Origin of the sequence: Sphingomonas sp. Leaf22 (assembly GCF_001421715.1) — a bacterium.
Taxonomy (GTDB): Bacteria; Pseudomonadota; Alphaproteobacteria; order Sphingomonadales; family Sphingomonadaceae; genus Sphingomonas.
Map to the genome: position 1 here is coordinate 273,897 of NZ_LMKP01000001.1, position 22,993 is coordinate 296,889.

20 protein-coding genes are annotated in these 22,993 nt (G+C 67.5%); 8 read left to right on the forward strand and 12 right to left on the reverse strand.

Translation table 11 applies throughout. From position 1 onward, the window contains the following. Window positions 1–76: 76 nt before the first annotated feature. The 10 genes from pyrF to ASE70_RS01355 form a co-directional block, all read right to left on the reverse strand. Window positions 77–754 carry an orotidine-5'-phosphate decarboxylase gene (gene pyrF / locus ASE70_RS01310; protein WP_056500523.1) on the reverse strand — a complete coding sequence of 226 codons (678 nt, stop codon included), beginning with the start codon at window positions 752–754 and terminating at the stop codon, window positions 77–79. Further along, window positions 751–1,065: a lipopolysaccharide assembly protein LapA domain-containing protein gene (locus tag ASE70_RS01315; RefSeq protein ID WP_056500526.1), complete on the reverse strand. Its 315-nt coding sequence runs from the start codon at window positions 1,063–1,065 to the stop codon at window positions 751–753. The genes pyrF and ASE70_RS01315 overlap by 4 nt, the downstream gene beginning before the upstream one ends. 76 nt (window positions 1,066–1,141) lie before the next feature. Then, window positions 1,142–3,433 (reverse strand): patatin-like protein, encoded by a 2,292-nt coding sequence (locus ASE70_RS01320; RefSeq protein WP_056500531.1) that lies wholly within the window; start codon window positions 3,431–3,433, stop codon window positions 1,142–1,144. Then, window positions 3,430–4,125, reverse strand: coding sequence for an endonuclease/exonuclease/phosphatase family protein (locus ASE70_RS01325; protein WP_056500532.1), 696 nt, complete (start codon window positions 4,123–4,125; stop codon window positions 3,430–3,432). Before ASE70_RS01325 ends, ASE70_RS01320 begins: the two co-directional genes overlap by 4 nt. 46 nt (window positions 4,126–4,171) lie before the next feature. After that, window positions 4,172–5,515: a sensor histidine kinase gene (locus tag ASE70_RS01330; RefSeq protein WP_056500534.1), complete on the reverse strand. Its 1,344-nt coding sequence runs from the start codon at window positions 5,513–5,515 to the stop codon at window positions 4,172–4,174. Further along, window positions 5,512–6,231 (reverse strand): response regulator, encoded by a 720-nt coding sequence (locus ASE70_RS01335; RefSeq protein WP_056500831.1) that lies wholly within the window; start codon window positions 6,229–6,231, stop codon window positions 5,512–5,514. The genes ASE70_RS01330 and ASE70_RS01335 overlap by 4 nt, the downstream gene beginning before the upstream one ends. Window positions 6,232–6,305: 74 nt before the next feature. Continuing rightward, on the reverse strand, window positions 6,306–6,869 hold the full coding sequence (locus ASE70_RS01340; RefSeq protein WP_056500536.1) for an EF-hand domain-containing protein: 564 nt from the start codon (window positions 6,867–6,869) through the stop codon (window positions 6,306–6,308). Window positions 6,870–6,986: 117 nt separating this feature from the next. Beyond that, window positions 6,987–7,679: a glutathione binding-like protein gene (locus tag ASE70_RS01345; RefSeq protein ID WP_056500538.1), complete on the reverse strand. Its 693-nt coding sequence runs from the start codon at window positions 7,677–7,679 to the stop codon at window positions 6,987–6,989. A gap of 59 nt (window positions 7,680–7,738) precedes the next feature. Then, on the reverse strand, window positions 7,739–8,419 hold the full coding sequence (locus ASE70_RS01350) for a phytanoyl-CoA dioxygenase family protein (protein WP_443024819.1): 681 nt from the start codon (window positions 8,417–8,419) through the stop codon (window positions 7,739–7,741). Then, entirely contained in the window at window positions 8,416–9,642 is a 1,227-nt protein-coding gene (locus ASE70_RS01355) for an SGNH/GDSL hydrolase family protein (RefSeq protein WP_082450487.1), read from the reverse strand. The genes ASE70_RS01350 and ASE70_RS01355 overlap by 4 nt, the downstream gene beginning before the upstream one ends. Before the next feature lie 509 nt (window positions 9,643–10,151). Here ASE70_RS01355 and ASE70_RS01360 point away from each other — a divergent pair. From ASE70_RS01360 to ASE70_RS01375, 4 genes are read left to right on the forward strand one after another with little or no spacing between them, the layout of a single operon-like run. Next, window positions 10,152–11,132: an SGNH/GDSL hydrolase family protein gene (locus tag ASE70_RS01360; protein WP_156355894.1), complete on the forward strand. Its 981-nt coding sequence runs from the start codon at window positions 10,152–10,154 to the stop codon at window positions 11,130–11,132. Continuing rightward, window positions 11,132–12,379 (forward strand): GDSL-type esterase/lipase family protein, encoded by a 1,248-nt coding sequence (locus tag ASE70_RS01365; protein ID WP_056500550.1) that lies wholly within the window; start codon window positions 11,132–11,134, stop codon window positions 12,377–12,379. The genes ASE70_RS01360 and ASE70_RS01365 overlap by 1 nt, the downstream gene beginning before the upstream one ends. Further along, a complete protein-coding gene (locus tag ASE70_RS01370; RefSeq protein ID WP_056500553.1) occupies window positions 12,380–13,783 on the forward strand; it encodes an MBOAT family O-acyltransferase in 1,404 nt (467 codons plus the stop codon). A 12-nt stretch (window positions 13,784–13,795) separates the two neighbouring features. Beyond that, window positions 13,796–14,143 carry a hypothetical protein gene (locus ASE70_RS01375; protein ID WP_056500556.1) on the forward strand — a complete coding sequence of 116 codons (348 nt, stop codon included), beginning with the start codon at window positions 13,796–13,798 and terminating at the stop codon, window positions 14,141–14,143. 242 nt (window positions 14,144–14,385) lie between these two features. Here ASE70_RS01375 and ASE70_RS01380 read toward each other — a convergent pair whose 3' ends face one another. Further along, window positions 14,386–14,958, reverse strand: coding sequence for a cell wall hydrolase (locus tag ASE70_RS01380; RefSeq protein ID WP_082450490.1), 573 nt, complete (start codon window positions 14,956–14,958; stop codon window positions 14,386–14,388). 407 nt (window positions 14,959–15,365) lie between these two features. On the opposite strand from ASE70_RS01380, the gene ASE70_RS01385 reads away from it, so the two are divergent. Beyond that, the gene (locus tag ASE70_RS01385) at window positions 15,366–15,743 is read left to right on the forward strand and encodes a YbaN family protein (RefSeq protein ID WP_056500563.1); all 378 of its coding nucleotides are present in this window, start codon (window positions 15,366–15,368) and stop codon (window positions 15,741–15,743) included. Between the two features lie 65 nt (window positions 15,744–15,808). Here ASE70_RS01385 and ASE70_RS01390 read toward each other — a convergent pair whose 3' ends face one another. Next, window positions 15,809–18,382 carry an ATP-binding protein gene (locus ASE70_RS01390; RefSeq protein ID WP_056500567.1) on the reverse strand — a complete coding sequence of 858 codons (2,574 nt, stop codon included), beginning with the start codon at window positions 18,380–18,382 and terminating at the stop codon, window positions 15,809–15,811. Window positions 18,383–18,602: 220 nt separating this feature from the next. On the opposite strand from ASE70_RS01390, the gene ASE70_RS01395 reads away from it, so the two are divergent. Genes ASE70_RS01395 through ASE70_RS01405 form a run of 3 tightly spaced genes read left to right on the forward strand, consistent with a single transcriptional unit; the run spans window position 18,603 to window position 22,978 of the window. Further along, window positions 18,603–19,160 (forward strand): PAS domain-containing protein, encoded by a 558-nt coding sequence (locus ASE70_RS01395; protein WP_056500569.1) that lies wholly within the window; start codon window positions 18,603–18,605, stop codon window positions 19,158–19,160. Then, the gene (locus ASE70_RS01400; RefSeq protein ID WP_268795529.1) at window positions 19,153–22,593 is read left to right on the forward strand and encodes a CheR family methyltransferase; all 3,441 of its coding nucleotides are present in this window, start codon (window positions 19,153–19,155) and stop codon (window positions 22,591–22,593) included. The genes ASE70_RS01395 and ASE70_RS01400 overlap by 8 nt, the downstream gene beginning before the upstream one ends. Next, window positions 22,586–22,978, forward strand: a complete 393-nt coding sequence (locus ASE70_RS01405) for a response regulator (protein WP_056403777.1) — start codon at window positions 22,586–22,588, stop codon at window positions 22,976–22,978. The genes ASE70_RS01400 and ASE70_RS01405 overlap by 8 nt, the downstream gene beginning before the upstream one ends. Window positions 22,979–22,993: the final 15 nt, after the last annotated feature.

Consider the following 22,993-nt stretch of genomic DNA (forward strand, 5'->3'; position numbering starts at 1 on the left):
GTCGGCGCTTCTCGCGCCGCCGGCCGGACGCGCCTCGTGGGGCGCGGTCGTGCTTCGCTCGACCTCTGCCGGCGCGTCAGAGCGTCGCTTCGATCGCCCTCGCCGCCTGATCCGGGTTCTCGGCCTGGGTGATCGGTCGTCCGATCACCAGCACCGACGCCCCGCCGTCCAGCGCAGCACGCGGGGTCACCACCCGCTTCTGGTCGCCGACCGGTCCGTTTGCCGGTCGCACCCCCGGCACGACGAAGAACCCCTGCGGCCACGCCTTTTTCGCCGCCGCCACCTCGGCCCCCGAACAGACGACGCCGTCGATCCCGGCGCTCTTCGCCAGTTCGGTCAGCCGCACCACCTGCTCATGCGGATCGGGGGTGAGGCCGATCGACGACAGGTCGTGCGCGTCGAGGCTGGTCAGCATCGTCACCGCCACCACCTTGGTCCCCAGCGGCGCGGCGGCCTTCGCATCCTCCAGCATCGCCCGCCCGCCGGCGGCATGGACGGTCAGGATCGCGGGGTCGAGCGGTCCCAGCGCCTGGATCGCCTTGGCGACCGTGTTCGGAATATCGTGGAATTTCAGGTCGAGAAAGATCGGCAGGCCCAGATCGGCCATCGTCCGAACACCCGCCCGGCCATTGGCCATGAAGAATTCCAGCCCCAGTTTCAGCCCGCCGACATGCCCGCGCACCGCCTGCGCCAGCATCTTGGCCCGGTCCAGATCGGGCGTGTCGATCGCGACATAGATCGGCGAACGGCTCATACGATCCCTCCCGGCGTAACGGTCGGCGCGGGATCGACGGCATGCGTCGGCGTCGCCTCGACCCGGTGCAGGTCGGCCAGCGTCCGGTCGGTCGCCACGATCCGCTGCCGCAGCCGCCAGCGCGTCAGGTGGAGCGCGACGAAGGTCGGCAGGAACCCGGCCAGAAACGTGACGAGCAGCAGCAGCGGCAGGTTCACATCGGCATACAGCGTGCCCCACAGCTTCAGCGGCACCATCGTCATGTTGTTGAGCGCAAAGGCGACGATCACCCCCACCAGCAATGCCCAGAACAGGGTTTTCAGGAACTGCATCGCTCGGGCGGCCTTCGTCGTTGTCGTCGCCCCTTCCTTACGCCCGTCGTGGCGGCTTTTCCAATAGGCGACAGGGTCAGCCGATTTCGGCGCGCAATTCGTCGAACAGGGGCTGGATCGCCTGCAATCGCGGCTGTTCCTCGTCCAGAATGGCGAGGAACGCGGCGCGCTTGTGCCGCGTGATCCAGCCGGGCGGCAGGCGGACCTCGGCGGGCAGCGTCGACAGCGCGATGTCGATCATCCGTTCGGCCCCGTGCAGCCGCCCCCACAGATAGTCGTTCTCGCGGTAGGACCGGCTGAAGAACGCGCCGAAATTGTTGAAACGAATCCCTTTGAGCGTAGCCTCGGCCCCGCCCGCCCGGATCGACGGCGCGTCGTCGGGCGCGATCCGATCGACCCGCACCGGATCGAATTCGTCCAGCCCTTCGCCGCCGAGCAGCGGCAGGGTCGCGATGTCGAAGAACGGAAAGCCGAGATAGGCGAGCAGGATCGGCCGCCGGATGTCGCGCGGGGCGGCGGCCAGCGCCTCCGACAATCGCGCATCGGTCCGCGCGTCGAGCGTGGTCAGGTCCATCGCCTCGGCCATTGCCGCCAGCAATGCACCGGGATCGGCGCGTTTGTCCTCGACCAGCGTCCGCACCCCGGCGAAATGGTCGGCATTCTCGCACGCCAGATACGGCGTCAGGCTGGCAAAGATCGCCTCGCGCACCGGGGCCAGCGCCGCCGCATCCTGCTCGGGTTCCATCGCGGACAGGGTCCGCACCAGCAACCGCAACCGCCGGATGCGAAAGGCGAGGTCGTGCGATCGCAGAAAGGCAATGGCCGCTTCCGACGCGCCGTCGCCGTCGAACCGGCCGGCATCGCTGTCGGCGACGACCTGCGCAAATCCCTCACGCAACCGCCGGACCCGGTCGGGCGACGCATCCTCGGCCAGCGTCGCGACGCGATCGGCCAGCCGGTCGAGCACCTGATCGACCTTCAACAGGCCATAGGCGGCATGACCGTATCCGGCACGCTTCGCCGCCTGTACCTGCGCCCGCTGCCGCCAGCCGGCCAGCCGCGCCGGGGTCGGCCAGTCGAGGAACAGCGTATAGCCGAACAACTGCTCGACCTCCGCTTCGACCCCGGCACGCAGCTTGTCCACGATCGCCAGCATCCGTTCGATCCGTTCGGACCGCCGCTGGATCGCGTCCAGATTGTCGCGGATCGGTTGCTTGCGCGGCAGTTCGGACAGCGCGCCGAGAATCGTCTGGAAGAAGCCGGGTGGCCCGTCGGCGGCGGTGCCGATGCCGAATTTATGGTTGGGTGCCGGGTCGAGATAGACGAACCGCCGGTCGATCTGCCGCCGCGCCGGCCGTTCGCGCAGCGCATCGATGGCGGGCGCGAACGGCGCGTTGGCCAGCACCGACCCGTCGATCAGCGTCGCCTGATCCGCCATGCCCACCGCCGACTGGCGCGGCAGCACCCGGCGCAAAAACGCGTCGCGTCCCGGCCAGTCGACGTCGCGATCGGCCAGCGCCGCATCCAGTTCCCCGACCCGGAACGGCGGAAACGCACCGGGAAAGCTCGACGTCGCCCGCGCCGCGAACACCAGTTCGGCGGCATCGGCCAGCCGGTCGCCGCCATGGTCGTGAAACCCGATGACCAGCCGATGTTCGGTCTCGACCACCTCCTTCGGCGAATTGAGCCGCAGCACTTCGGGATGACCGGCGAAGTCAGTAACCGTCACGAACAGGTCGAGCGGCTGGCCGGGCGGCAACAGTCGCGGCCCGGCGGGTGCCGCCGCCATCGCGGCAAAGGCATCGAGCAGCATGTCGACCATCGCCCGCCCGCCAAAGGGCGGCTCGAACCAGCGCGCCCGGACGAAGCGATCGAGCTTGGCGCGCAGTTCGTCGCGCGCGGCGATATCGACGCTCGACGCGTCCTCGCCCTCACGGCCCAGCGCCATCCACGCGATCGGCCGCGCCCATGGCCGCGACAAGGCGCTGGCCGGACCCTGTGCCGGATCGATCAGCGCCTCGATATCGGCACCGTTCAGCCACAGGTCGGTCAGCGGATCGAGCGACTGGCCGGTCGACACCGCCTGCGCCAGAAACACGCCATTGATCCCGCCCGCGCTGGCCCCCGCGACGATATCGACCAGCACGCGCAGCCGGATGCCGGTCGACGCCGACAGATCCGCCAGCATCGCCTGATACACCCCCGCACTGCCCGTCAGCGGATCGCCATCTTCCTGCACCGCCCGACTGGCGCGGGCGATGTGCCAGATTTCCTTGACCAGCCCATGCATATAGACGGCAAGGCTGATCCCCCCATAGCAGACCAGCGCAAGGCGCAGTTCGCGTTCGTGCAGCGGCGCGTCGCTCATGCCGGTGCGAGCGTCGCCCAGATCGGCAGATGGTCGGACGCCTTGCGCGCCGCCGCACTGTGATGGACGCCGGCATCGACGATCGTCAGTTCGCCCGACACCATGATCCGGTCGAGCCGCCCGACCGGATGGCGCGCGTGAAAGCTGGGGCCGGTCTCGGCAAAGCTATGCGTCCGTCCGAAATCGCGCAGGCAGCCCGACCGCGGCATCCATTCGTTCAGGTCGCCCATCAACACGCTCGGCAGTTTCGGCGTACAGCCATCGACCTCGCTCAGGATCGCATGCGCCTGCTTGCGCCGCCACAGCCCCGACAGGTCGAGATGCATGCCGACCACCCGCAGCGTCACGCCATGGGTGGTCACGTCGGCGCGCACCGCCCCGCGCGGTTCGAGTGCGGGGATCTCGATCCGTCGCTGCCCGCTGACGCTCGCATCCTTGCGGACCAGCAGGGCGTTGCCATGCCATCCCATCGACTGCGCCCGGATCGCCAGCGGCACCGCGACCCATGGGCTGTGTTCGTCCAGCAGATGGGCCGTAATCACTCCGGCGCGTTCGCCCAGCCGGCGGTCGCATTCCTGCAAGGCAATGATATCGGCATCGATCTCGCGCAGCACCTCCAGCGTCCGTTCGGGCATCCGGCGACGATCGGTGCCGATCGCCTTGCGTATGTTGTAGCTGGCTACTTTTATCATCGTTCAGCGCACAACGTCGCGGTATCGTATTTCGTTTCGCAGCCGTTCAGCGCGGCAACCGGATCGTCGCGTTCAGCCCGCCGCCGTCGCGGTTGGCCAGCGCGATCTCGCCACCGGCATCGCGAACGATCGCCCGCGCCAGTGCCAGTCCCAGACCGATCCCGCCGGTATCGCGGTTGCGCGACGTTTCCAGCCGGATGAACGGATCGAACACGGCGTCCAGCCGGTCGACCGGGATGCCCGGCCCCCGATCGGCAACGACGATCGTCACCGCGTGCGCGCCCGTTTCGACCCGCACCTCCGCCGCCCCGGCATATTTGATGGCGTTCTCGATCAGGTTGCGCACCGCCCGCCGCATCAGATTGGGGCGCAGGTGCAGCGGTACGCGCGCCGCCTCGACGAAATCGACGTCGTGGCCGAGGTCGCGGAAATCGTCGACCACCGCATCGACCAGCGCGGCCACGTCGACATCGGTCGCGGCCTCGCTCGGTCGGCCGAGCCGCGCTAGCGACAGGATATCGTCGAGCGTCGCGTTCATCTCGTCGATCGTTTCCGCCATGCGCGCGCGGTCGGTATCGTCCTCGACCGACTCGATCCGGACGCGCAGCGCGGCCAGCGGCGTGCGCAGATCATGGCCGATCGCGCCCAGCATCCGGTCCTTCTCATCGACCATCGCATTCACCCGCTGCCCCAGATCGATGAACGCGGAGATCAGCAGCCGCACGTCCTGCGGCCCCGACGGCTCGATCGCGGGCAGGGGGCGGCCGGGATGAAACGCCCGTGCCGCCATCGCCAGCCGTCGCAGCGGCTTGGCGATGCGGCGTCCGATCCACAACACCGGCAGCAGGACGATGACGTAGAGAATAAAGGTCTGCGCCAGCAGCTGCCACAACAGCCCGCGCTCGGCCATTGGCCACGGTGTATGCGATACCAGCCAGCCGCGCCCGGGCAGTTCGACCGCCGCGTCGAGCAACGCGCCCATCCGCCGCAACCGCTCCGCCCGCCGTCCGCCGATGCCGCGATCGCGGATTTCGGCTTCGTCGATCGGGCGGATGCGGGCGGCGATCCGGCCGACGCGGATGCCGGCTTCCGCGAAATTGCTGCGGATCGTTCGTTCGACGTCGGTCTCGACCGCGCCGCGCAAAGGCGGCACCCGGTCGGTCACCAGCCGAACGCCGCGCATCCGGTCGTCGCCAGTCCGGCGCGGCGCACCGGTCCGTTCCGCCGCATCGATCAGGCGGGTGACGGCGGGCAGGGTGATCTCGGCAAAGCGGAACGCGCGGCGTTCGCGCAGCAACAGCGTGAAATTGAGCGCCTGCGCCACGAACAGCGCGACCGCGACCAGCAGCGCGATCTGGCCGGGCAGGCTGGTCGGCCCCAAGCGCCTCACAGGCGGGTCACCTCGGCCGCCAGCGTATAGCCGCCGCCCCACACGGTCTTGATGATGTCGGGGTTGCGGACGTCGGTCTCGATCTTCTTGCGCAGCCGACTGACCTGATTGTCGATCGCCCGGTCGAAGGCGGCGGCCTCGCGCCCCTGGGTCAGGTCGAGCAACTGGTCGCGGGTCAACACCTGCCGCGGCCGCGTCACCAGCGCATGGAGCAGATTATATTCGCCGGTCGACAGCGGCACCGACACGCCCTCGCGATCGACCAGTGCCCGCTCGCCGGTCTTCAGCACCCAACCGGCAAAGGCGAACGATCCCGCCTCCGGGGCGTGTTGCCGGACCGTACCGCCGGCGGTCCGCCGCAACACCACCTTGACCCGCGCCGCCAGTTCGCGCGGGGAAAAGGGCTTCACGACATAATCGTCGGCTCCCATCTCCAACCCGACGATCCGGTCGGTCTCCTCCGTCCGCGCGGTCAGCAGGATGACCGGCGTCTCGCTGGTCTCGCGGATGTGGCGGCACAGCGACAGCCCGTCCTCGCCCGGCATCATGATGTCGAGGATGGCGAGATCGATGGCATAGGCGTTGAGCCGCGCCCGCGCCCCCTCGGCATCGCCCGCCTGGGTCACGCGAAACCCCTGTTTCGTCAGATATTGGGCAAGCGGTTCGCGGATCGATCGTTCGTCGTCGACCAGCAGGAGGTGCGGGATATCGGCCATGTCGGACATGCTATGCGCGGAAGCTCCTGAAAGGAACGCCGGACGGCGGGCGACACCCGCCGTCCGGCGCGGGATCAGCCGGCGACATGCGGCGCGCGCCGCTGCATCCGCTTTTCCCGCACCATGAAGCGTTCGGCCGGATCGATCTGCCCGTCCTTGTTCACGTCCATGCGCTCGAACCGGGCGAGCGCGCGCGCCTGAAACGCGGCGCGGGTGATGGTGCCGCCCTGCTGCCCCCGCCGGCTCATCCGCTGTTCGCGCCCCTGACGGCGTTCGGCCCCATCGACCTTGCCGTCGCGATTGACGTCCTGCCGGTCGAACCCGGCAGCGGCCATCGCGCGGAACTCGCCGCGGGTGACGACGCCGTCGCGGTTCGCATCGGCCCGTTCGAGCATCCGGCCACCGCGGCGGCGGCGCGACCCGTCCTCGCCCGCGGGACCTGCCGCGACGGCGCGTTCGGTCGCGCTGATCTTGCCATCGCGGTCGGTGTCGAGCGCATCGAAGCGCTGGTCGGCGCGCGCCATCGCCTCGGCGCGGGTGACGACACGGTCGGGGCCGGGCGGCGGGGTCTGTGCGGCGAACGCAATGCCGGGCAGGGTGATGGCGGCCAAAGAAGCGGCGACGATGAACGATTGCATGACGAACCTTTCGAAAACGGGGGCACCCCCGGTGAATGATGCCCCCATATCGCTGCGACTTGTCGTCAGCCTATGTCGCCGCCGCCCCTTTTTGTCGCAGTTTGTCGCAGGTCCCGTTCAGCGCGGGGCGGGCGTTCCGAACAGCACGCGACGCTGCTCGTCGGTCATCGGCTGCTCGCGATAGCCGACCGCCTTGCCCTTCTCATAGGCGGCGATGGTCGCCGGACGCGCGGCGATCGTATCGAACCAGCGTTTCAGATGGGGGAAGTCGTCCAGCTTCTGCCCCTGCGCCTCGTGCGGGACGATCCACGGATAGGCGGCCATGTCGGCGATCGAATAGTCGCCCGCGACGAACGCCCGGTCGGCCAGCCGCTTGTCGAGCACCCCGTACAGCCGCGTCGTTTCGCGGATATAGCGGTCCTGTGCGTAGGGAATCTTCTCGGGCGCATAGACGTTGAAATGAAAATTCTGCCCGGCCATCGGCCCCAGCCCGCCCATCTGCCACATCAGCCACTGGATCGCGTCATACCGCCCCGGCAGATCGGCAGGCAGGAACCGGCCGGTCTTTTCCGCCAGATACAACAGGATCGCCCCCGATTCGAAGATCGCCAATGGACCGCCGCCGCCCGCCGGTTCGTGATCGACGATCGCCGGCATCCGGTTATTGGGGGCAATGGCGAGGAATTCCGGACGGAACTGCTCGCCATTGGCGATATCGACCGGGTGGATGGTATAGGGCAGCCCCGCTTCCTCAAGGAACAGCGTGATCTTGTGGCCATTGGGCGTCGGCCAGTAGTGCAGGTCGATCATGAAGCAGGCTCCGATTGGTTCGCGCCGCACATGGGGGCCGCTCCCGCCTGCGCCAAGGGTCAGACACCCAGCCACGCCAACCCGCCGGGAAGCGGCTGCGCGGCGAAATCGACCTGCAACACTCGCCGCCGGGTCGGGCGTTTGGCGGCGTCGGAGGCATGCAGGATCGGCGTCGCATAAAGCCAGACATCGCCACGTTGCGCGAGGCAGGCATGGACGTGGCTGGCACCGACGACCGCCTCCACCACGCTCTCGGCGATCCGTCCTAGCCTGTGCGACCCGAGCGCGACCAGCAACGGAGCGTTATCGAGCGGAACCGGGTCAAGATGAACCCGCAACGTCACCATGGTTTCGAGCAGTGCGAAGGGCGGGGCGACATGCTGCAACCCCTGTTTGACGGTCCACGGACCGAAACCCGGCACGTCGCGCCCTTCGCGCACCACGATCGTCCGGTCCTGATGCCAGCCAAGCGCCCAGTTGGTCGCCGCCGACTTGTCGAACAGCAGGGCACGGACCGGCCGGGTTTCAGGCCCGAGCACGTCACCCGCGATCGCACCGATCGCGCCGCCCGGTGCCAGCAGGTCGCGCAGTGCCGCAACGCCGTGCAGCCGCACCCCCGCCCGTTCGATTGGTACCGTGGCCAGCGCCGCCTCGATCGTCGGCAGGACGCTCGCCACCACGCCCGGTATCAGCATCGCGCCGTCGCGATCGAGCGTCGGCGTCGCTTCGCGAACCGTCACTTCGCGAACAACGCCAGCGGGACGGCGTCGGCCATCGCCTGATACCCCGCCATCGACGGATGGAGATGGTCGCCCGAGTCATAGGCCGGCAACAGCCGGTCGGGCTGGGTGGGATCGCGGACGATGCGGTCGAAATCGATCACCGCGTCGAAATTGCCGGGCGTACGGATCCACGCATTGACCGTCTGCCGCGAACCCTCGGCCGCTGTATCGGGGTGGTAATAGGCGTTGCCCATGAACGGCATCACCGTGCCGCCGATGACCTTCAGCCCCTTGGCACGGGCGCGGGCGACGACCTGCGCATAGCCGGCGATCATCCGGTCGACATGCGCGCGTCGTTCCTCGGCACTGGCCGGCGTTTCGCGCGCCAGCCCGCCCAGGTCGTTGATCCCTTCGAGCAGGATCAGGTACCGCGCACCGGGCTGGCTCAGCACGTCGCTGTCGAACCGCGACAGCGCATTGGGGCCAAGGCATTCGACCAGCAGGCAATTGCCGCCGATCCCGTGGTTCAGCACCGCCACGCCACGCGTCGCCCGGTTCGCCGCCAGCCGTCGGGCAAGGCCATCGGTCCAGCGCTGGTTACGACCGTCCTTCACGCCGTACCCGTCGGTGATCGAATCGCCCAGCGCGACGATGGCGCGCGCGGTCGGTGCGGCGTCGACGTCGACCGCCGCGATCTGGAACCATCGCTCGACCGGTGCCGCACCGGCGAAGGCGGTATCGGACAACCGTTCGCCTTGCGCGATCCAGCTGCGAGTCCGCGCGCCCGGATGGCCGGTCTGTTGCAGCGGCAGGTCGGCGAAGCGGGTGCTGATCGCCAGATCGGCGAGCGCGGTGACCGGCAACGCGACCGGATCGGACCAGAAATCCGCTCCCGCCGGAATCTCGACCGCCGCCTTTCCACCGAACGTCAGAGCCCGGTGGCTATCCTCACGAATCGATGCGGCCGCCGGCCCGGTCGCCAGGGCAATGCCGGCACCGGCGATGCGCAACGGCGTCGCGCCGAACCGGTTCGAAAACCGCACCCGCACCGCCCGTCCGCCGATCGTCACCCGGACCACCTGCCGCACCGTCGCTCCGCGATATTGCGCGTCGCTCAGGGCCTGTTCGGCACTCGGCCTGACCGGCGACGTCGTCCAGCCAGCGACCCACGGTCCGGCATGCGCCGGCATCGCCATCGTCGCCAGCGCGGCAGCCGCGCCCAACCGGTTGAACATCCTCATCCCTAACACCCCCACCGAATCACCACCCCGATACCGCTATCACAATCGGTCCGATCGGCGGTTGGCCAAGTATCGGGTAGATCGCGTTCCGACTGTTGGCGATCGAGTGCCAACCATGCCTCCGCCGGCGATGCGTCGGCCCCTTCCTGCTGGCACGCCATGTCCGATCGTCGTCCAGCTAGGACCGATCGACATTCAACGATAACCACGGGATTTCGTCATTCCCGCGCAGGCGGGAATCCATAGACGCCGAGGGTTTGGCTCGATCCGCGACGCTGGCGTATATGGACTCCCGCCTGCGCGGGAGTGACGAGAGGGGATGGAACGCTATTCCTGCGCCCAGCGAACTGAATGTCGATCCGGCCTAGTCCCAGTCAAAGACGGATCGACCGGTCCGCCGGTTGGACCGCGCTCGGTCTGCTTGCCGGAATTTGCGGGACGGGGTACGCGCATCGCACTACCCGCGCGCTGCGATGCGCGCCTATTCCTGACCTGAACGAGTATCGAACGTGACTGCTGTCTCTCGCGCGACGGATTCCAGGCTGTGGTGGCTGGGGGACCGGATGGCGGTCCTCGTCCTTGGTCTGATCGCGGGGTTCGTGGTCGGGCTGTCCTTTGCCGGGCATGGGCGGATCGAGTTGCCCGACACACCCGCGCCGACGACCGCACCGATGCCGCCGCAGGTGCCCGGCGCGTCATCGACCGGGCGCGATACCGTCGCCCCGGCAGCGCTTCTCCCTGCGACCACGGCGCGTACCGTCGACGGCGCGCTCGACCCGCGCGTGATCGGCCGGATGCGGCGGGACGGCGTGCTGCGGGTGGGCGTCTTCGGCGACAGTTTCGGCAATGGCATCTGGGACGCACTGTACCGACAATTGCCGAAGAGCGACGGGTTCGAAATTCTGAAGTTCGCAAAGGAAGCCACTGGTTTCACGCGGTATCGCACCCTCGATCTCGAACAGCGCGCCCGTGAACAGTTGCGGCAGCAGCCCGTCGATGCGGTCGTCATCAGCTTCGGCGCGAACGACAATCAGGCGGTGTTTGCCGACGGGCATCTCCATCCGTTGATGAGCGATGGCTGGAAACAGGTGATCGGCGACCGCATCGACAGCTTCGTGGCGGCGGTCCGTTCGACCGGTGCGGTCGTTTACTGGGTCGGTTTGCCGGTGATGCGGGACGCGCAACTGGATGCCGATATGCAAGCGATGGACGCGTTCTACGAAGAGCGTATGCGTCGTCTGGGCGTGCCGTTCATTGATTCGCGGCCGCTGACACTGGATGCCGGGGGCAAGTACAATGCCTATCTGCCCGACCTGAAAACCGGCAAGCCGGTGCTGATGCGGACCGGGGACGGGCTGCACATGATCGGCGTCGGGTATCAGCGGCTGACGAACGGCGTCGCCACCGACCTGCGGCGCTATGCAAATCGGGTGCGACAGGCCGTCGGCCGTCCGGCACCGACCGCGACGCCGACCGGGAGCGCCAACTGATGTCCGCGCTGCTCGCATGGGCGATGGCGCAGGCCGCCGCGACCGCGACCTGCCAAGGGGCACTGTGCGACGCCGACCGCATCCGCCCGTTCCTGCAAAAGCTGGCCACCGCGCGCAGCAGCCCGGCACCGGTCCGCATCCTTCAGATCGGCGACAGCCACACCGCGGGCGATCAGATCACCGGCAGCTGGCGGACGCTGTTGCAAGATCGCTACGGTCGGGCCGGACGCGGAATGCTCGCTCCCGGAAGGCCTTACGCCGGATATCTGACACGCGACATCACCGCGACCCAGTCGGCCGGCTGGAGCGTCAACGGCATTTTCGGTTCGGCCTATCAATCGGCCAGTAGTGTGCGAATGGGCGTCAGCGCCTATAGCCTCACCAGCTACACGCCGGGTGCCTCGATCACCTTGGGTGCCGATGGCGGACGGACGTTCGACCGGCTGACCGTCTGCGCGCTGACCGGACCGGGGGCGGGAACGGTGCAACTCGCCATCGGTGCTGCCGTCGTCGACTGGCCGCTGGTCGCGATCGAACCCGGCAGCCGCTGTCGCACGCTCGATGCCGGGGCCGATGCCGCGACCGCGTCGGTCACCGTCGTGTCGGGACCGGTGACGCTGACATCATGGGGCACCGAACGCGCCTGGGGCGGCGGGGTGATCCTGTCGAACCTGGGCACCGTCGGTGCGCAATTCACCCATTTCGACCGTACCGACGACCGCGTCGTCGCGACCGAACTCGCCGCCTATCGCCCCGACCTGATCGTCGTCGCGTTCGGCACCAACGAGGCATTCCGCCCCGGCTTTTCCGCCGCGGCCTATGAAGCGACGTTGCGCGCCGACCTGACCCGGTTGCGACAGCTGGCCCCCGGCGTGCCGATGCTGTTGTTCGGCGCACCCGATTCCGCGACCCGCATCCCCAGTCTGCAGGTCGGCGAGAGCGGCGCGAGTCTGCCCTGCGCTTCTCCCGCGCTGTGGCGTCCGACGGCGGCACTGGCATCGGTTCAGGCGATCCAGCGGCGGCAGGCAAGGGCGTTCGGCATCGCCTATTGGGACTGGGCACAGGCGATGGGCGGGCGCTGCGTCGCCGATGGCTGGACACAGGGGGCGACGCCGCTGATGCGCGGCGACCATGTGCATTTCACCAGCCGGGGCGGGGCCGAGATCGCGCGGCTGCTGCAAGCCGATCTCGACCTTGCCATGACCAGCCTGACGGCACCCACGGTTCCTGCGCTGACGGTTCGTTAAATGCTGTTTCCCACGCTCAGCTTCGGGCTGTTCTTCCTTATCGTCTACGCGATCACCTGGTCGTTGGGGCGGTCGAACGAGTGGCGCAAGATCGCGCTGCTGCTGGCAAGCTGGTTCTTCTACGGGGCATGGGATGCGCGGTTCGTCGCGCTGCTGTTCGTGTCGGCGTTCGTCAACTGGGCGCTGGCGGCGGCGATCGTGCGCAGCGAGGATCGGCGCGGCCGGGCGCTGGTGACCATCGGCGTCGCTGCCAATCTGGGCGTGCTCGGCTATTTCAAATATGCCGGCTTCTTCCTCGAACAGCTGGCCACGCTGTTGCAGCCCTTGGGGTTCGGCCGCGACCTGCCGCTGTTGCAGGTGGTGTTGCCGGTCGGCGTGTCCTTCTTCACCTTTCAGGCGATATCGTATCTGGTCGACGTGCATCGCCGACGCGTGCCTGCGGCGAGCCTGCTCGACCTGACGCTGCTGATGTCGTTCTTCCCGCATCTGGTCGCCGGGCCGATCGTGCGCGGTGCCGACCTGTTGCCGCAGTTTCGCCGCGTGCCGACGATCGATCGCGGCACCGCCGCCGCCGCCCTGCTGCTGATCCTGTGGGGCCTGTTCAAGAAGGCGGTGATCGCATCGCAGCTGGCCGGGGCGCTGGTCGACCCGGCGTTCTTCGATCCCGTCAGCCGGTCGAGCCTCGACCTGCTGATGGGGGCCTATGGCTATGCGGTGCAGATCTATTGCGACTTCTCCGCCTATTCCGACATGGCGATCGGGCTGGCGGCGCTGCTCGGCTATACCTTTCCGCGCAATTTCGATCAGCCCTATCGTGCCGCCTCGTTGCAGGATTTCTGGCGGCGCTGGCATATCAGCCTGTCGAGCTGGCTGCGCGACTATCTCTACATCCCGCTGGGCGGCAGTCGGAAGGGGCAGGTGCGCACCTATCTGAACCTGTTACTGACCATGTTGCTCGGCGGGCTGTGGCATGGTGCCAGCTGGAGCTTCGTGATCTGGGGCGCGCTGCATGGCGGCTGGCTGGCGATCGAACGATTCTGGTCGCGGCATCGCCCGGCCGGACTGCCGGTGGCACCGCGCTGGGCCGGCATCCTGCTGACCTTCCACATTGTCGTGCTTGGCTGGATATTCTTCCGTGCGCAGGGGGAGGGGGAGGCGTTCGCCTATCTCGGTCAGCTGTTCGCCGGCGATTGGCGCAACACGCTGGTGACGCCGCTGTCGCTGGGGTTGGTCGCGCTGGGGCTGGCGATCCATGCCGTGCCGGTCGGCATCCTGCCGGGCATCGCGGTGCGCGTCCGGGCCCATGCCGCGCCGGTCATAGGGTTGGCGCTGGGCGCCCTGATCCTGATCGTCGACGCGATGCGTCCCGAAGGGGTCGCGCCGTTCATCTATTACCAGTTCTGACGGAGCACGAGGATGACCACCGGTGCCGAACAGGGAGAGATCGCCGAAGTCGGATCGCCGGTGCTGGTGCCGGCGGACCCGATCGACACGGTGCGGCCGTGGCGCTGGATGACCGGCGTCATCGCGACGGCGACGCTGCTGCTGAGCGTCTTCAACGCACACGCGATCGGGGCGTGGTTCGACGAACTGCCGCCGTCGCCGCTGACCGAGCCGTTGCGCGCGCCGATCGCGTCATGGGTGGCGCTGACGGGGAAGCTCGGGTTCGACGCGCCACGCGCGGCGGTGTGCAGGCGCTGGGAAGCGGCGCAGGCGGCACGGTTCGGCGACGAGCAGCCGGGCGAGGATGGCAGCGCGCGCTGAGGACGGGCTTGGGGTGTCCGTTTCTCTTCCGAAGTCCCGTTCGGTCAGACGTGATCGCCCTCACCCTTCCGCGGCTGCGCCGCTCGCTCCCTCTCCCGCAGGGAGAGGGAAAGACGCCGAACGGTGACGGCAATGAAAGGCGCTAGGGTCACCGCGCTACCCCGCAAACAGCAACGCCCGCTCGAGCGTGGCTCAGCGCGGGCGTTGCGGAAACGCGATCCTGCCGGGGCAGGTGGCGTCGATCAGCGGTAGAAGGTGTGGTCGGCGATCTGGGTGACGCGCGTGCGCCTCGGCATCGACGCGCCGGCCGAATGGAAGAACAGTGCGCCGGGGGCAACGTCTTCACCCTTGCCGCTCAACGTGCGCTTGGCGATGTCGACGGCGTTGTCCCAGCGGCCATTGTTGCGCGGGGGGTCATAGGCGTCGACGTTGAAGAACTGACCGCGCTGCTTGACGACGCCACAGGCGCTGTCTGCAAAGCGGCCGCTGTTGATGCGGGCGCGAATGACCTGCGCCACGGCGACCTGTCCACGATGCGGCTGGTTGCCGGCTTCGTGCACGACGACCTTGGCGATGCATTCGACTTCGCGCTTGTCGAGGCTGGAGGTTTCGGAGAGGGCCGGTTCGGCCTCGGGAAGGGCCTGTACCACCGGGACGGGTGCGGCAAAGGCGACGGGGGCAGGGACGTCGGCAACTGGTGTCGGTTGCAGGGCAACCGCTGGTTCGGAATCCGTGCTCATCGCGACATGGGCACTCGCGACGCCGCTTACTGCGGTCAGGCTCCACAAAACCAGTACGGACCAGCGCTTATTCATTCCCACTCACTGCTAGTGCGCAAGGGTGCCCGCCATCGGCCGCAGAAACGCGGACAAAATAGAGCGGCCGTCAGGAACCCCCACGTCTCGCCGTCCGTTACCTGCTTCTCGAAAGCGCAAATCGCCGGACCGGCTAAACTCGGACCGGCTCTTCGCCGTGATGCGACGACGTGTCAACGCAACCGCCGTTCATCGGCGACGAAGCGTTCGCGGTATCCGATCAATCCATGGCCGAAACGATGAAATCGGCAGGTGTTAATCGATTTAAACCATGACTGGCGTCGCGCGATTGTCGCGAATCGTCTTTAGCCCTGCCGGATCAACCTTCCGTTCAGCTTCGGCGGTATCGGGATCGTTGGGCACGCGGTAGGGTGTCGATCATGGTGCCGCCCGTTTTTCCTGAACCGATGAAGCGCCGGATACGGCTGGTGCGGTTCGGCTGGATCGTGCTTGGCTGGTGCTTCGTCCTGTTGGGGGTGATCGGCGCGCTGCTGCCGGTGATGCCGACGACGATCTTCCTGATTCTGGCCGCCGCCTGTTTCGCGCGCGGGTCGCCGCGGCTGGAGCGGTGGCTGCTCGATCATCCGCGCTTCGGGCCGACGCTGACCGCATGGCGGCGGCACGGGGCGGTCGGCCGACGGGCGAAGGCTATGGCGTGTGGCGGCATCGCGATCGGCTATGCGATGTTCCTGTGGAGCGCGCGGCCGGGCCTGCTGCTCGGCGGCGGCGTGGCGGTGCTGATGGCGGGTTGCGCCGCCTACATCCTCTCACGCCCGACCCGGTAGCCGTCGTCCGCCGCCGGTCATGGTCGCCTTTCGGCGGACCGTCGCCGCGCGGACCACCGACCAGATCAGGCCAGTTCGATGATCCGGATCAGGTCCTCGCTGGCCGCGACCGTCGCGGAGAGCGCCGTCAGGCTCGCCTGCAACTCGTCGTTGCGGAACGGTTTGGTAAGGCGCGGGATATCGGAATCGATGCCGTCTTCCTCGGCATAGCCCGATACGATCAGGACCGGCAGCAGCGGATGGGTGACCTTCAGCATCCGGGCGAGTTGCGCGCCGCTGATACCCGGCATCAGGTGATCGGTGACGACGATATCGGGGCACAGCCCGTCGCCCATCATCCGCAACGCATCTTCGGCACTCGCGGCTTCGACCACGCGGTATTCGAGGTCGGACAGCATGTGCGCCGTGCTCATACGGACCAGTTCCTCGTCGTCGATCAGCAGGGCGGTGCCGCGCCGCCCCGATAGCGGCTGGATGTCGACGATCGGTTCGTCGGCGCAGATCGCCGTCTCGCTGACCGGCAGCCACAGGCTGACCACCGTCCCGTGGCCGGGGGTGCTGTCGATCGTCAGCCCGCCGCCCAGCTGCGCGGTCAGGCCATGGACCATCGACAGTCCCAGCCCGGTCCCCTTGCCGACGCCCTTGGTCGAAAAGAACGGTTCGATCGCGCGGCGACGGGTTTCCTCGTCCATGCCGATGCCGCTGTCGCCGACGCTCAACCGGACATACCGGCCCGGCGCGAAATCGCCCCTGGTTGCCGAAACGACGGTTTCGTGTCGCGCGCTGATCGTCAGCGTGCCGCCGTCGGACATCGCGTCGCGCGCGTTCACCGCCAGGTTCAGCAACGCCATTTCGAGCTGGTTCAGGTCGGCGCGCGCCGGGGGCAGGTCGGCCAGATCGATGCGCATCGCGATCGTCGGGCCCAGCGTCGATCCGATCAGCCCGGCCATGCTGTCGATCACCCTTGCAACATCGACCGCGGTCGGTTGCAACGGTTGGCGGCGGGCAAAGGCCAGCAGGCGCTGGACCAGCGTCTTGGCACGCTCGGCCGATTGCAGGGCACCGCCGATCAGCCGCCGCTCGCGATCGGTGCCGACGCCCTTGCGGACCAGCATGTCGAGCGAGCCGATGATCGGGGTCAGCAGATTGTTGAAATCATGCGCGACGCCGCCGGTCAGGCTGCCCATCGCCTCCATCTTCTGACTCTGCCGCAATGCCTCGCGCGCCACTTCCAGATCGGCTTCGCGGGCCTTGGCGGTGGTGAGGTCGCGGCCGACCGCCACGAAGTTCCTACCATCGGCTTCGGGCGCGACGGTCCATTCGATATGCTTCCAGTCGCCGTCGCGGGTCCGGAACCGGTTTTCGAACCGGGTCGGCTGGCGCGTCCTCGCCATGCCGGCGATCGCCGCCGCCGTGTGGGCGATATCGTCGGGATGCGTGAAGCTGGCATGACTGCGCGACAGCAGTTCGGCCTCGCTCCATCCCAGGATCTGCGTCCATGCCGGGCTGACCGCCGACATCATGCCCGCGAAATCGGCGCGGGCCAGCATGTCCTGCGACAGGTTCCACAGCCGGTCGCGCTCGGCGGACCGGATCGCGACCTGTTCCTCCAGCGTCTCGTTCAGCCGGCGCAGCCCTTCCTCGGCGCGGGCGCGTTCGACCGCACTCTTGACCCGCTCGCCAACCTCCTGGACCAGATGTTCCTCGGCCGCCGTCCACGCGCGGGGGTGGGCCGACTGGACCGCCAGCACGCCGACGCGATCGGTCTTGTCGAACAGCATGACGTCGACGAACGCCCCGACCTGCCGTTCGGCCAGACCGGCACGGGCTTCGTCGTTCAGGGCCATGTTGCCCGCCACGTCGGCGACGACCAGCGGCACGCCGCTGCGATAGGCGTCGAGCAGACCGGGGCCGAACGCGTCGAGCGAATGGACGCCGGCGAGCGACGGCACGCCGCGACAATAATCGCGTTCGACGACCATCCGCCCATCGACGCCGATCTCGGCATAGAATACCCGCGATGCATCGAGCCATTCGGCGATGCGTTCGGAGGCGACGGTCGTGATGTCCCGGCGCGTCGTTAGCGGCCGGAGCGCGTCGGACAGCGACAGCAGGAACTGGCTGTGGCGGACGCTGGCAAACCGTTCGGTCGTATCGGCAAGGATGCAGAGGACGCCCGCCGGCACCCCCGCTTCGTCGAGTACCGGCGAATAATCGAGGTCCATCCAGACCCGTTCGGGCCGGCCGCTGCGGGCCAGCGTCATTTCCTGATCGCGGTAGCGCAGCGTCCCGCCGGCCAGCACGACGTCCATGACATGGTCGTTGAAGGCGGCGGCTTCCGGCCAGCCTTCCCGGAGGTTCGACCCCAGCAACCGTGGGTGCCGCGTGTCGGCAAAGACCGAATAGGCATCGTTGTACAACATCACCCCGTCCGCGCCCCACAACAGCACGATCGGAACCGGTGAGCGGAGCGCGAGGGCGAGCGTCGTGCGCAGGGGCTGCGGCCACCCATCGATCGGTCCGAGCGGCGTCCGCGACCAGTCATGCGCCGCGATCAGCGCGGCACAGTCCCCGCTACCGGCTAGGAAGCCCGGCAGGGCCTGCGTATCCAGCGCCGACGCGGCGGGAATGTCCAACATGCGGGTAGGTGATCCTGATCTGGGCATGGCCCGCCGGTTTCGCCAGTAAATGCTCGCTATATGTAATGTTCCTACCGCAAATATGATCCGGATTAAATTCTCATTCGCCGGGTTTGCGGTCATGGCATGTCCATCGGCGACGCGGTTCCGTCCACATCCGCGACGCGGGTTGTTATCCCTCCGGCTTTGCGGGTAATCCGCGACCGAAGAAGGAGTGCCCGTGCAACAGGAACTGCCCCGGTCGCTCGTCGACTATCTGTTACAGTCGCGCGTCGCTCTGGCCGTCGCTTCGGCGCATGACGACCACCATCTGTTGATGGTGAACGATCCGTTCTCCGCGCTGACCGGCTATAGCGCCGACGATGTGGTCGGCCGCAATTGCCGGCTGCTCCAGCGCGAGGCGACGAACGTCCAGCCGCGTGCGCGGCTGCGCGAGTTTCTGGCGCAGTCCGACCAGACCAACGTGCGGACGCCGATCGTCAACTTCCGCAAGGATGGGCGGCCATTCGTCAACCTGTTATATATGTCGCGGTTGCGCGGGATCGACGGGCGGTGCGATTTCGTCTTCGCGTCGCAATTCGACGTCAGCCGGTCGCAGCCCGAATTGCTGGCCGAGTATGACGAGCAACTGCGCGCGACGCTGGGCAAGCTGGTCCCGATCGCGGGCGATGCCGGAATCGTGATCGAGGGTACGTTGCTGACCATCGCCAACAGCGCCGCGATCGTGGCACAGGCGAAAATGATGCTCGCCGATCTGGAGTCCGCCCCCGGTGCATGATGTGACGACGTCGCGGCCCGATGCCGCGCCGCAGACGGCGGTGCCGATCGTCGGCATCGGTGCGTCGGCCGGCGGGCTGGAGGCCCTGCGCGAGATGCTGGCTCCGGCGACGCTGCCGACCGGGCTTGCCTTCGTCATCGTCCAGCACCTCGACCCCAATCACGAAAGCATGCTGGCGCAACTGCTCGACCGCACCACCGTGCTGCCGGTGCTGCAAAGTGCGGGCGGCGAACGGATCGAGGCCGATACCGTCTACATCATTCCGCCCGGCCGGGGCCTTGCCGTGCGTGACGGCGTGCTGGAGCTGACCGAATTCCAGCAGCCGCGCGGGCTTCGCCGGCCGATCGACGATTTCTTCCTGTCGCTGGCCAGCGACCAGCAATCGAACGCCGCCTGCGTGATCCTGTCGGGCACCGGTGCCGATGGCACCACCGGGCTGCGCGCGATCAAGGAAAATGGCGGCGTCTGCGTCGTGCAACAGCCCGAAAGCGCGCGGTACGACGGAATGCCGCTGTCGGCGGTGGGCACCGGCATGACCGATTTCGTCCGGCCGCCGGGCGAGATCCTCGAATGCCTGCAACGCTTTTTCCAGCGGCGGCGCAGCGATCCGGCCGAGCGCGAGGCCGGTGTCGTCGCCGATCATGTCGACGAACTGTGCCGGGTACTGCGATCGACGATCGGCCATGACTTTTCGGGGTATAAGCGATCGACTTTCGTCCGCCGGGTCGAACGGCGGATGCATGTGCTGGGCATCGATACCGGGCGTGCGTATCTGTCGCGGGTGCGCGGCGATGCCGGCGAATGCGAGGCGCTGTTCCGCGATCTGCTGATCAACGTCACCCGCTTCTTCCGCGATCCCGAAGCGTTCGAGCAATTGCGGGTGCGCGTCATCGAACCATTGATGGCGCAGCGTCCGGGCGACGAGGATCTGCGCGTCTGGGTCCCTGGCTGTTCGAGCGGTGAGGAAGCCTATACCATCGCGATGCTGTTCGCCGAGGCCGCCCGCGCGAGCGGCCAGCCGCTGGCGGTGCAGATCTTCGCGACCGATATCGACGAACAGATGCTGGGCATCGCCCGTACAGGCAATTATCCGATCTCGGCACTGGTCGACCTGCCGCCGGCGCTGCGCGAACGCTACACGGTGCCGCATACGGACCGGTTCTCGATCACACCGGAAATCCGCGACATGATCCGGTTTTCCAACCACAGCCTGGTCAAGGACCCGCCGTTTTCGCGGATCGACCTGGTGTCGTGTCGCAACCTGCTGATCTATTTCGACGATCGGCTGCAGCAATCGGTCGTGCCACTGTTCCACTTCGCGTTGCGCGAGAGCGGCTATCTGTTCCTCGGGCCATCGGAAAGCGTCGGCCGGTTCGAACATCTGTTCCAGGCGGTCGATCCATCGGCGCGGGTGTTCGTCCGCACAGCGGGCGCGACCAGCTATCCCATCGACCTGCCGGCCAACACCTATCCACCCGTCGTCCGGCGCGAACGCGGCGACCGGACCGACAGCCGGTCGCTGGGCAGCGAGGCGACCGCGATCCGGCGCATGGTCGAACGCTATGCACCGCCCAGCCTGATCGTCGATCAGGACGGGGGCATTGTGTCGGCCTATGGCAAGCTTAGCCGCTATTTCGAATTTCCGGTGACGCGAACCGGGGGCAGCAGCGCCGTCAATCTGGCGCGGCCGGGATTGCGCACCGTCATCGGCCCGCTGTTGCGGCAGGCGCGAGACGAAAAGCGGCGCACGGTCGCGCGCGATGTCGACGTCGAGACCGATTACGGGACGCAGCCGATCGAGGTGATTTGCGACCCGCTGGGCGACGGTACGCTGTTGTTCGTGTTCCGCGAAACCGGTTCGTTCCGCCCGGCCGATGGTGACGACCTGCGCGATCTGGAGGCGGGGCAGGACCATATGGAGGCGCTGGAGGACGATCTGCGCCTCACCCGCCACCGCCTGCGCTCGGCGATCGAGGAACTGGAGACGGCGAACGAGGAGCTGAAAAGCTCGAACGAAGAAATGATGTCGATGAACGAGGAACTTCAGTCGACAAACGAGGAACTGTCGACCGTCAACGACGAATTGAAGAGCAAGGTCGACCAGCTTACCGTCGCCAATTCCGACCTGCGCAACTTCTTCGAATCGACCGAACTCGCGGTAGTGGTGCTCGACGCCGAGATGAAGGTCCGCAGCTACACCGACGCGGCGACGACGATCTTCCCGTTGAAACCCACCGATCGCGGCCGGCCGTTGACCGACGTCGCCAGCCGGTTGCAGGGGTCCGATCATTTCGACGATGCCCGCGCGGTCGTTGGCGGTGCCGCGCCTCGTCAGCGGCGGGTCCACACCGTCGATGGCCAGCACGTCTTCTCGATGCGCGTCCTGCCCTATCGCAAACAGAGCGGTGCCGTCGATGGTGCCACGCTGGTGCTGACCGACATCACCGATGCGCTGACGCTGGAACGGCAACTGGCCGCCGAGCGCGAGCGGCTCGACATCGCGATCAAGGCGGCGGGCATCGGCGTGTGGGAATATGCGCCCGAAACCGGCGAACTGGTGCTCGATCCGGTCGAGCGCGCCCTGTTCTCGCTGAACGACGACGATGCCGACGATATCGCGACGCTGCTCGACCGGATCGACGCGGACGACCGGAGCAACGTCGAGGCGGCGCTGCGCCGCGCGATCGAACGCAGCGGCGATTACGAGGCGACCTTTCGCGTCCGTGGGCCCGATGGGGAGACGCGCTGGGTAAAGGGGTTCGGGCGGATCGTCGCTGGCAGCGCGCCGAAACGGCTGGTCGGGGTGTCGATCGACGTGACGCCCGAATATGTCGTCGCCGAAACGCGCGAACTGATGCTGCGCGAGATGAACCACCGGGTGAAGAACCTGTTCGCGGTCATCGCGGGCATGATCACGATCGCGTCGCGCAGTTATGACGACGTGCCGGGCTTTGCGGACGATATCCGTCGCCGGATCGCGGCGCTGGGGTCGGCGCATTCGCTGGCGTCGCCGGCGGGTCAGCCGCAGGCGGTGGGGCTGGACGACATCGTCGAAACGACCCTTGCGCCGTATCGCGATCATGCACGGATCGAAATCGATGGTCCGGTCGTTGCACTCAATCGTAATTGCCTTTCGCCGCTGGCGCTCGTTCTACACGAATGGGCAACCAATTCGGTGAAATATGGGGCGTTGGGCAGCGACGGCCTACGGGGCCTTCGGGTCCGGTGGCGGGTTGGGGACGGGGGAATAGAACTGACATGGACCGAGGAAGCGGACGGCATCGAAAAGCCGGCAGTGGGCAAGCGCGGTTTCGGGTCCGTGCTGGTCGAAACGAGCGTGCGGCAGCTTCGCGGCACGATGCACAACATGGTCGAGGATGGGGTGTTCCGGCTGGAAATCCGCCTGCCGACCGCAGTGTTGCTGCATGACTGATCCGGTCCTGCTCGTCGAAGACGAGCTGTTCATCGCGCTGGACGTACAGGCGACGATCGAAGCGGCGGGTTTCGCGGTCGAAGGGCCGTGCATGACGCTGGTCGAGGCGCAGGAGGCGGTCGATCGCTTCAACGCCGCATTCGCCGCTGCGGTGCTCGATGTCCGTCTGGCCGATGGTACGGTGTTCGAGGCGGCCGACCGGCTCCACGCCGCCGGGGTACCGCTGATCTTCCATTCGGGTCATGCCGACGATGCCGATCTGCGGCAACGCTATCCGCAGGCGATGGTGTGTCCGAAGCCCAGCGCACCCGATACGCTGGCAGCGGCAATCCGCCGCGCGGCGATGCGCGATGCCGACCCGTCGCGCCGCATCGCTAACGGTTGATCAATCGGGAGCGGC